This window comes from Nostoc sp. UHCC 0252 (genome assembly GCF_034931145.1).
GTDB lineage: Bacteria > Cyanobacteriota > Cyanobacteriia > Cyanobacteriales > Nostocaceae > Nostoc.
This window is the reverse complement of record NZ_JAYGHE010000024.1, coordinates 78,468-88,909: the sequence shown is the minus strand read 5'-3', so window position 1 is coordinate 88,909 and position 10,442 is coordinate 78,468. Positions and strand designations below refer to the sequence as shown.

The window sequence follows — 10,442 nt, the reverse complement described above, 5'->3', positions numbered from 1 at the left end:
TATAATTTTTCACTTTAAAGGCAGAGAGATTTGTAAAATTGTCCCTTCTTTGACTACACTTTTAAGACTGATTTCGCCGCCGTGAGATTGAACTACTTGTTGAGCAATAGCCAACCCTAAACCAAATCCTCCGGTTTTGCGAGAGCGTTTCTTATCTACTCGATAAAATCGCTCAAAGATATATGGCAAATCATCTTCAGGAATGCCAATTCCATTATCTCTAACTTGAATGACAGCCGAATGGGATTGAGTAAATAGCTGCAATTGTACTTGTCCTCCAGCAGGAGTATATTTGCAAGCATTATTAATTAAATTTCCGATCGCTTGACGAATCAAGTTAGCATCACCAAGTACTATTACACTATTATTAGGCAATTGGAAACTTAAACTAAGATGTTGTGCATCTTGGTGGGTGAGATAATCATTTGTTATCTGCACAAGTAAATTCTTGAGATCAACTGCTTGGAGCAATTCGGTAGGTAATTGGCCTTGTGAGCGTGCTAGAAATAACAAATTATTTACCAATATACTCATAGACTGGGCGATCTCAAAAATCTTCTGGAAGCGTTGACGCTGCACCTCAAGATCGGTAGATTTAGACAGAAAACCAAACTGAGCATTACTAATAATTGCTGTCAGAGGCGATCGCAATTCATGGGAAGCATCAGCTGTAAACCGTTGGAGGTGATCGTAGCTGTGACGAATTGGTTGCATCGCTAATCCCCCCAACCACCAACCAGTGAGAGCAATTGCACCCAAGGTAATGGGTACTGAAATTGCCAAAACTAGCCGAAATTCAGCTAAAGCACTCTCAACAGATGTGAGTGGCATCGCTGCTTGCATATAACCGATTAATAAACCATCTTGGTAAACAGGTAACGTTACCTGACGCAACCATACTTTATCATCGGTTTTAACAGTATCAAATCCACCTAGTACTGAAAGGCGATCGCTGGGAGTTTCACCAAAAAATTGTACCAGCTGCTTTTGGTCATCATACCAACTTGCATAAACTAATCTTATATCTGGCAATGGTTCTACCATGCTTCCCAACAATGGTACGTGTTCCAAGTCTAACTGTCGCTTGCCATTGTACAGTTCTGACTTCACATTCGCCGCCATCACACTAGTTTTTTTATACAGTAATATATCCAGTTCCTCTAACTCATCTATGACTTCCACATAGTAAACTACCGCCGCAAACCCAATTAAAATACTACCCATTGTTAAGGTGAACCAACTTGCAAGATTGCGACGGCTACGATTAAACATAACTTATCATTGCTCGTTGAAATACAAATTTAAAGGCTTCTAACTCTCAACTTACAGCAGTTTGCAAGTACATGAGGTACAAAATGCAGGATTAAGAATCAGATATAAAGAGTTTCTACTTCCTGCCTCAAAACCAATAGCTTTGTACTTTATGCAAAAGAAAACTGCTGTAATTATTGTGGATTTAAGCGATAACCCATACCGTAAACTGTTTTAATCCAGTCTGCTGCACCCAATACTTGCAAGCGCTGTCGCAGCTTGCGTACTAACACAGTTAAAGCATTGCTTTCTGGTTCCATACCCCACTCCCACAACGCCTCTTCAATCTGGTTGCGATTTAAAACTTGATTAGGGTGACGCATTAGGTATTCTAATAATCTTGCTTCCCGAGGAGATAATTCGACTTTTACATGACTTCGTTCTACATTTAATTCAGCTAAGTCTAATTGCAAATCTGCTACCCGCAGGCTGTCTCCCTGCCAATTGGGAACTCTCCGCCCCAAAGCACGTACCCGCGCCAAGAGTTCTACTAAGTCTGCGGGTTTGACTAAATAATCATCTGCTCCCGCATCTAAAGCCATAACTTTATCAGGTGTGGTGTCTTTTGCAGTCAAAATCAACACGGGTGCAGTTTTACCAGAGATACGATACTGGCGACACAGACTCAACCCGCTAATTTTTGGTAGCATCCAGTCTAAAATTAATAGATCGTAATCTTTTTGAGATATTAGCCACTGTGCAATTTCCCCATCTTCGGCAGCATCTACAATATACCCAGCTTCCGATAGAATACCTTGTAATGGCTCTAATTGTTCTGAATCATCTTCTACTAATAGTATCCGCATAAAATCTTTTTATGTCAAGTCATTACAGGAGAATTGCAGCACCATCTTAATAAGAATAAGACCACTTTTCTTTTATGTGTTGTATTAGTACAATCCCAATTTAAGGCTTTAAATTGTTCTATCGAAAGACATATTATGAATACGTCAATAGATAGTTTTTGGTGTAGTCAACTCCACCGATTAAACAATCATATTATATCTAAATTATAAAATTAAAACCTATGCTTTATTTAAAACCACAAATCTTACTAATTATTCTACCTCTACTATCGCTGGGAATTGTTTTTTGGACTGGTAGTGATTTGCTAACAAAGCAGTTATTAGGATTTTCTTATAGAACGCTGGATAAGTTGCAAGCTGATACACTTCCGCAGGTAGAGTTAACACTGAATTTTACAGTGGTTGATATGAAAATAGAGCAAGAGCAAAAATTTACTCAAGTGAAGATTAAAACAGGAAATTCAGTACTTAAAAGGTTAGAATTTGAATTTGCCAATTCCAAGTTTCCAGAAGTAGCGATCGCACAAAAATTTGGATTATATCCTCAACAAAAAAATCTGGAACTTAATAAACAAATGCAGGTAAAAATTCCTGTAACTTTGAAAGCAATCAAAGCTGAAATTCAAAAAGAACAAGGAATTAGCTTTGTTGAGGTTAGAACCGCTAACAATACTCTGAGAAATTTGAGTTTTGTACTACCAGTAACTGAGATTAATATGGTAGAAGCGATGACTGCTAAGTTACTAAATCTGTCTCAACAAGAAATCAGAAAGCTAATACGTTATCAAGTTAGAAGTCAATCTTGGTTGAAATCACAACCCAAACAACGCATACAAACAAAGAAAGACGCTAAAACTGAGATAATTTCAAATACTAATTGAAATGACATGGGAGTTAAAGCAAATCCCCAAACCAGAGAAATTGTCCCAGCTACCATCGCCGCAATACGATTAATTTCGTCTTGAGTTCTCCAAGCCAAGAAAAAAGTTCCTAAACCAATTAATAATAAAACTACGCTACTCATAACGATATTTATTGCTTAGAAGCTGAAAGTAAACTATGCAAAGCTGGCAGCCAATTATATAATATTTAACATCAAAATATCAATTTATTAGTGTGCGTTAGAACTAACGTCTATAAATACCGAAAATCTACGATGGTGCGTTAGCCTCCGGCATAACACACCCTATAAAACAGGATTTGGGGTAATTAAATTATTTGTGTGTACACACCGTATCCGTGTAAAGGAAGGGGCTGGGGGTTAGGTTTGTATTTCATACAGTTAAAAAACTTTATAAGATGAAATATTAATATTCATTTAAATTGAGTTTAAATCTTAATTAAATGCTGGCATTTACCCATTAATCTCTTTCTTAAGATGCAAGCTAACTAGGTTGAAAGGAGAGTAAATTTTTAACGTATACTATTGAAATTGATTTATTTAGTATTAGGCTTGAGCAAGCTTAAATCAACTTTAGATTTTGTACAAGGTTTTAAATAAGTTAACGCTTTAATTTTGAACAGAAGTAGTATTTATTAAAAAAACTAAGAGGTTACAGAAAACATTATGTTTTTAACTAAAAGCTTTAAGAAAGGATTGAACGGGTTAATTTTGAGTATTTTAGTTGCAGCTTTTCTTGCGGCTCCTTCTATTTTCGGAAAAAATTTGTATTGGTTTGATAGGCCATTAGCGCCTTTAGAATTTAGTGTTAATGCTCAGACTCCAGCAGAAGTGGAAGCACAACAGAAAAACAATCAGCAACCTCAGAATTCTGGGGAAGAAACGAAAAATAGTCAACAAGATAAAAGTGTTGAGTCTAAAGGAGAAGAACAGGGATTAGATATTTTCAAAATCATCACGGGGGCGCTGGCGGGACTAGTGCTGTTTTTGTATGGTGTAACGCGAATGGCTGAAGGACTGGAAGCGATCGCAGGCGATCGCGCCAAAGGTCTAATTAGCAAATTTACCACTAATCGCTATGCTGGAGTAGCAACTGGCACGGTTGCGACAACAATATTAGATTCGTCTTCTGTGACAATTATTATTGTGATTGCAATGGTTAGCGCTGGTTTGCTGTCGTTTGTAGAATCTTTGGGCGTGGTTTTGGGTTCCAATATTGGTACAACTATAGGCGCTCAAATCGTTGCTTTTAAAATTAGCGAGTATGCACCAATCGCAATGTTCGTTGGTTTATTACTAATTCTTTTAGGTAAAAAAGAACGCTGGAAGCAAATCGGGTTAGTTATTCTTGGTTTCGGCTTGCTATTTTTCGGGCTTGATACAATTGAAACCGCAATGGAACCTTTCAAAGATTACAAACCATTTATGAAATGGATGGAAACTTTGGGTAATAACACCCTCTTAGGTGCTGGAGTTGGGGCGTTGTTTACAGTTTTAGTTCAATCTTCCTCTGCTACCGTTGCGATTATTGTGACTTTGGCTAGTCAAGGATTAGTCTCATTACCCGCAGGTGTGGCGTTAATGCTGGGTGCTGAAGTTGGGACTTGTGCTGATACACTAGTAGCGACCTTTGGACGCGATCGCCCAGCGTTACGGACAGGTGTTTTTCATTTATTATTTAATCTTGTTTGTGCTGCTTTAGGTGTTTTATTTGCCAGTCAATTGGCAGTATTTGCTCAGTGGTTTTCTCAATTAATGGGTGCAGGAGATGATATTGCCCGCCAAATTGCCAATGCCCAATTGATATTCAATATTCTGGGGGTGATCTTAGCACTTGCATTTTTGCCCTGGATTGCCCGTGGGTTAGAACGGCTCATCCCTGATAGACAAAACCAAAATCGGCAGCCAGAAAGGGTAAAAGGGTAAAAAGAGGCAGGGGAGCAGGGGGCAGGGAGCAGGGGGCAGGGGGAGAGACTGATTACCAATTCACAATTTGCAATTAAAAAGCTTAGATGCAGTAAGGCTTTCAGGGTTTACATCTGCATCAAATTTTTCGTGAAATGGTATCAGATGGAGCTTGTACTTTGCCCAGTCCAAGCGTCCTAGAAGCATGGGGCTTCATACCCATGTTCCACTTTGCTCCACGCAGAAGAGGAATTGAGGGTCTTTGCTGGGAGAAAAGGAGAGAATTCTTTCCCCCTGCTCCCTGCTCCCTGCCCCCCAGCCTCTTCAGTGCTAATTTACCAAGGATTACCAACCATTGTGAATCCAGACCAGTAATAAGGATGAGTAAGTAATTGCTCTCCTTCGTTATCACTGTTAGTAGGTAAAGACAAGTTTCCTACTACCCCGAAACCTTCCAATTGACCATCTTTAACATAAATCTGCCCTTTTACCATAGCTACCTGAGCCTGTCTGAGGGCTTCTGCTTTGATTGGAGCCGTCCTCAAGCTCTCATAAAATTTTGTCATCAAAGCTGCTGTACCAGCATCATTAACCGACCAAAGACTAGCAACAGTAGTTTTCACCCCTGCCAGTACTGCTAAACCTGCAAATCCAAGCTCCGACTCTTCATCCCCTAATGCTGTTCTACAAGCACTCAGAACTAGCATTTCAACTTCGGGTTCATTCAAACGCAGCTGTCGTAATTGGTTCAAGCGTAACTTGTCTTCCCACAGTTGAATATAGGAATTACTCAAAGCGCCGGTGGTAAAATCGGCATGGGTTGCCATGTGAATAATCCCAAAAGGTTGTTGACGGCGGATAGTTTTGAGATTGTCTAAGGTGGCTTGCTTGTCTAACAATAATTTGCCTTGCCAAAGTTTAGACACCAGTGTTGATAACTCTAGGGGAACTGCTGGTAAAGGCTCTTGTCCTTGTGTACTCTGAGAAACCCCCAATGCTAAAATTTGAGATTTTCTAATGTCTTTATAAAGGGTGTTAGTCAAGCTGAGACTGGGCATCAAACCAACGCTATATTTTTCTACTAGAAACCCCTTGCCATCATGAAGTGCTGCCATTGGGGTTGAACGTAACCCGACATCTGGTAAAAAGACCAGATTATTGATTTCTTGTGCCTGTAAATCTGCCTCTAGTGGTGCAATAATCCACCGATAAAGTTGTTGAGATGGACGCAAATAACCAGTACGGCGACGGTTTTGTGGACTAACTATTTGGTCACGAAATTCCTGAGCTACTTGGAGAACCTTGGCTCTAGTCGTTTCTGGGATGCGCTTGCGGATGGGATTACCTTTTCCTGTTACTACGACTATTTCCAGTTGGTCACTACCCTGCTCTGCTATGGTGTTTAACTGTTTAGTCGATTTTTTAGCTTTGCCTAAATTTCTCTCTGGCAAAATCTCCACAGGGACAAAGCTGGTGTAGATAAATGCAGGTTTAACACCAGTAGCTTCTTCAATTTTACGAGCAATTTCTTTGGCATCATCTAGTGTTTTCATTCTAGGATTAGGGATGCCTAAATGGTCGGCAAAATCATCTGTGAAATTACCTTCGGGAGTAGGATCGGTATTAATAACAGGGGGTTCAGGTCTAAAGTCAGGCAGGCTAGGGTTAGGTGGTGTAGTTGGGTTGCACTGGAATGTGCAGGGGGTAGGTTCAGGCTCAGGCTCAGGCTGAGGGGTCTGGCTGACGTTAATTGTTACCTGTGCAGGCGCAGAAGAGGACACACCATCGCTTGCACTGATGGTGAAGGCATTTAGTGACCCATTAGTATCTGCTGGAGGTGTGTATACCAAAGTATCGTTGCTAGATAAGGTAGTAACACCAGGGGTAACAGTAGCATCATTGACAGTCAAATTTCCTGTATTTAGCGCATCAAGACGGATGATGATATTGTCATTATTAGCATCCGTGACCACCGCACCCAAACTGCCGAAAGTCGAGGTCACTGGCTGATTTGTCTCGGTATCAGGTAGTGATGAGTTTAGCGTTAATGTCGGTGGGGTGTTGATGGAAGTAATAGTAATACCGGCTGGCGTGCCGCTAGCATTTCCATTAGTAGGCAAAACTGGAAAGTTACCCGATGTGAGTGTTGTACCATTCCCCACATCAATTGCTCCGGCTGTGCCATTAATAACACTTGTCCCATTACCTACGATAAAATCTACATTCGCTGGGCCACCATCATGTTGAATTGTGACAGTACCTCCAGTGCCTCCGGTAAGGCTAGAACCTCCTTCTCCTCCAAAATCGAAAATTCCGCCAGTAGCGATCGTGACACCTGTATCGGTTTCACCGACAATAATCGTCCCTATTCCTTGAACTAGTCCGTTTGTCAACACCTGCACATTGCCACCTTGAGCAGTATTCTCACCACCAGAGTCTGTTGTGGCCTGTGTGTTGATGCTGCTAAAGAGAATTGTGCTGCCAAAGGGATTGGTAGTTTGTAAAGTAACGTTGCCACCTGTAGCACTTGCAGTCCCATCAACTCCGGTGGCTCTGGCTGAGGTATTAATGTCACCATTAACGGTGATATTCTCTGTGGCAGTTAAGGTAACTGCGCCAGCCGTGCCTTCAAATTCGCCACCTCCAAACTTAACTAAAGAGGAGTCAATTGCTCCTGTAGTGATACTACCGCCTGTGCTTGTTGCGGCTATATCGCCACCTTTACCTGAGCCATTAGCATCATTTGAAGAGGAATTAATAGTACCTGTGAGGATATCGCCTGCGGCAGTCAAATTTACTGTTCCAGCATCCGTAATAGTATTACCACCATAACCAAACCCAAAAAACCCTTCTTGATTGCTAGTGTCGAGGTTATTTAGGGTAATTTCACCAGTAGTACTTTCAACTGTAATATTACCTGCCAAGTAGCTCTGACCGTAGCCTTGACCACTCACAATGTTGGTAGTAATGTTGCCCGCAGTTATATTTCCAGTTGCAGATAAGTCTACATTGCCACTATCCCTAAAAATAGTACTTGTATTTAAATTGCCCAGGGATAAACTAGCTCCTGAAATGTTTATGGCTCCACCGTTTGTCTGGATTGTGTTGGTAGGATCAAGAAAGATTACAGAACCGGTTTGTGAGGTGAGGCTGAAACTACCAATACTACCCAAGTTTAAATTAGCAACACCATCATCGGTAGTTACTCCGTCTGTCTCTCCGGTGATGTCATTGATGGTAATATTCCCTGTGGCTTGTAAGTCTATATTTGCACCAAATCCCAAAGCTGCGATCGCACCCCATGAAACTGTATTCGCCCCAATATCTGCATCGTCAAAGGCAATACTGCCAGCCGTACCATCAAAAGTACCTGCTTCACCATCGATAATAGTCAATGTGCTGGGGTCTAATAATAATGTACCAAAGCTACCGTTGGCGGCTGAAGTATCTACTAAACCGTTAAAGGTCAAGAAATTTTTACCGGATACTTCGACATTTCCACCATTCCCGGCATTTGCTCCTCCACGAGCCGAAATATTACCAAAGTATTGAGTTGTATTATTACCCCAAACAATTACCCGTCCACCGTTTCCATTTAATTTGCTATCGGCATTAATGACGGAGTTGGAGTTAATATAAGTCTGCTCTGCATTGGGTAAAGTCCCCTTTCCTTGGTAATCGCCGCCAATTAAGACAGTACCGCCACCATTGGTTCCAGAGGCGTTAATATTGGCATCAATTACCCCGACTCGTTGACCTAAAGCAGTTACAGTGCCACCTGTTTGACTCGATACATCAACTTTACCAGAAACAATGGTTGTCCCTGGCGTTGTGGGAATTGTTACATTAGATTCTGTTAATTTTACAGTCCCATCAGAATTGGCGGTTAACCCCGTATTACCAACTGTGAGCAATTCTGGTATTGAGGCGATGGGAATTGTCCAGTTATTGGGTTGAGTGCGACTAGAGGCGAGGGGCTGAATTTCCAGACTCAACAGATTTCCTGGCTGACTCAAACGCACCCAATTTTGTCCTGGTACGGATGTGACAGAAATTTGTCCTCCCGGCGCTGAGATTTGCCCAGTGTTGACTACATTACCGCCCAATAAGGTCAAATTTTGCCCAGTGCCTACTGCCAAATTTCCAGCATTTGCGATCGCTCCCGCTTGGTTCATACTAAAGGCAAATCCGTTGGGGTTTCCAACTAAGGCATTGTAATCATTAACACCGATGGCATTGAACCAACTGCTGCCAAAACCAATGCCGTTAGCTGTTGTCACCGTGAAAGCACTAGGTACATTTAAGCTGGCGTTTGATCCAAAAACAAATCCGGCGGGATTCATCAAAAAGAGGTTGGGATTGCCACCTGTTACCTGAATTAAGCCATTAATGACTGAAGGATTCCCACCTGTAATTCGACCAAGGATATTTTGCAGCGCCGGACTAGCTTGAAAGTTGGCGATTTGTTCTGGTGAAATCCCAAATTGTTGAAAGCTGTGGAAGAGGTTTTGACCATTGCCAGAAGTTGTACCCCCAGTGATATCAAGTCGATTACCGTTGGGTGTAACAATTGTGTTTGTGCCATCGGCAGCAGGGACAATTGGTTGAGTTTGGGCTAATCCCGCACTCGTGGCACTCACCAGAGGCACAATAGCTAGGACTGAAGCGGCGATTTTGTGCAGCAGAGGTTTTTTTCGCCGCAATATGAAGCGACCTGCGGGTAATTCTACATCGATTTGTAACTTGTCTGCTAATCCGCGTCGCCAAAGTGCTTGAGCGATCGCCCGTTTAGAGCAGAGGATTTGTTCTTTTCTTCTAGTAACAGAGATGCTTTGAGAATGATTTCGGTAGAGGTAAAGTGGCTCTAGAACGCGGCGCACTTGAGCTACCTCTGAAAGCCGCAGACATAAGTCATAATCATGGGCACAGAGGAACGACTTGCTAATACCTCCCACTTGATCGTAAACTGACCGCCGAATCAGGCGGAAGTGAAACGTCATGAAGTTTACTAAAATTCCTTCTCTTGAGTAAGGAATACTACAACGATGACCGTAGCCGATTACTTTGCTGTGTTGATCAATATTTAAGTAATCGGTGTAAACAAATCCTGTTTCGGGATAGCTGCTGAGGACTTTAGCGGTTTTAGCTAGGGCGGTGGAGGCTAGGATATCATCACTATCTACTATACCGAAGTAAGTGCCCTTAGTTACGTTGATTGCTGCTTTTAGTGCTGCGGTACATCCTTGATGGTGTGCTTCTATTACCCGCACTCGTCCATCTTGTTGAGCATAAGCGTGAGCGATCGCCACTGATCCATCTGTGGAGCCATCATCCCAAATTAGTAGCTCCAAATCTTGCCATGTTTGCGCTAAAACACTGGCGATCGCTACCCCAAGGTAAGACTCCCGGTTGTAATTGACGATGACTATAGAGATCAGTGGTGACATCGAAGTATTCCCAAGTTTTCTACCTATTACCACAATATAATGCTAGGGGGTATTACTTAGAATAAATCTCTG

5 protein-coding genes are annotated in these 10,442 nt (G+C 41.8%); 2 read left to right on the top strand and 3 right to left on the bottom strand.

The annotated features are described in order from the left end of the window. Nucleotides 1–9: 9 nt before the first annotated feature. Both VB732_RS15835 and VB732_RS15830 read right to left on the bottom strand, forming a co-directional pair. Nucleotides 10–1,272: a sensor histidine kinase gene (locus VB732_RS15835; RefSeq protein ID WP_323231825.1), complete on the bottom strand. Its 1,263-nt coding sequence runs from the start codon at nucleotides 1,270–1,272 to the stop codon at nucleotides 10–12. Between the two features lie 173 nt (nucleotides 1,273–1,445). Then, a complete protein-coding gene (locus VB732_RS15830; RefSeq protein ID WP_323231824.1) occupies nucleotides 1,446–2,117 on the bottom strand; it encodes a response regulator transcription factor in 672 nt (223 codons plus the stop codon). Between the two features lie 221 nt (nucleotides 2,118–2,338). On the opposite strand from VB732_RS15830, the gene VB732_RS15825 reads away from it, so the two are divergent. Next, complete coding sequence (locus VB732_RS15825) at nucleotides 2,339–2,998, top strand: hypothetical protein (RefSeq protein ID WP_323231823.1); 660 nt, start codon at nucleotides 2,339–2,341, stop codon at nucleotides 2,996–2,998. 686 nt (nucleotides 2,999–3,684) lie between these two features. Next, nucleotides 3,685–4,944: a Na/Pi symporter gene (locus VB732_RS15820; RefSeq protein ID WP_323231822.1), complete on the top strand. Its 1,260-nt coding sequence runs from the start codon at nucleotides 3,685–3,687 to the stop codon at nucleotides 4,942–4,944. A gap of 314 nt (nucleotides 4,945–5,258) precedes the next feature. Here the strand turns inward: VB732_RS15820 and VB732_RS15815 are convergent, their stop codons facing one another. After that, nucleotides 5,259–10,370, bottom strand: a complete 5,112-nt coding sequence (locus VB732_RS15815; RefSeq protein ID WP_323231821.1) for a CHAT domain-containing protein — start codon at nucleotides 10,368–10,370, stop codon at nucleotides 5,259–5,261. Between the last annotated feature and the right edge of the window lie 72 nt (nucleotides 10,371–10,442).

Coding starts and splice junctions, on each gene's coding strand:
- VB732_RS15835 (WP_323231825.1), bottom strand. CDS start 1,272: ATGTTTAATCGTAGCCGTCGCAATCTTGCAAGTTGGTTCACCTTAACA.
- VB732_RS15830 (WP_323231824.1), bottom strand. CDS start 2,117: ATGCGGATACTATTAGTAGAAGATGATTCAGAACAATTAGAGCCATTA.
- VB732_RS15825 (WP_323231823.1), top strand. CDS start 2,339: ATGCTTTATTTAAAACCACAAATCTTACTAATTATTCTACCTCTACTA.
- VB732_RS15820 (WP_323231822.1), top strand. CDS start 3,685: ATGTTTTTAACTAAAAGCTTTAAGAAAGGATTGAACGGGTTAATTTTG.
- VB732_RS15815 (WP_323231821.1), bottom strand. CDS start 10,370: ATGTCACCACTGATCTCTATAGTCATCGTCAATTACAACCGGGAGTCT.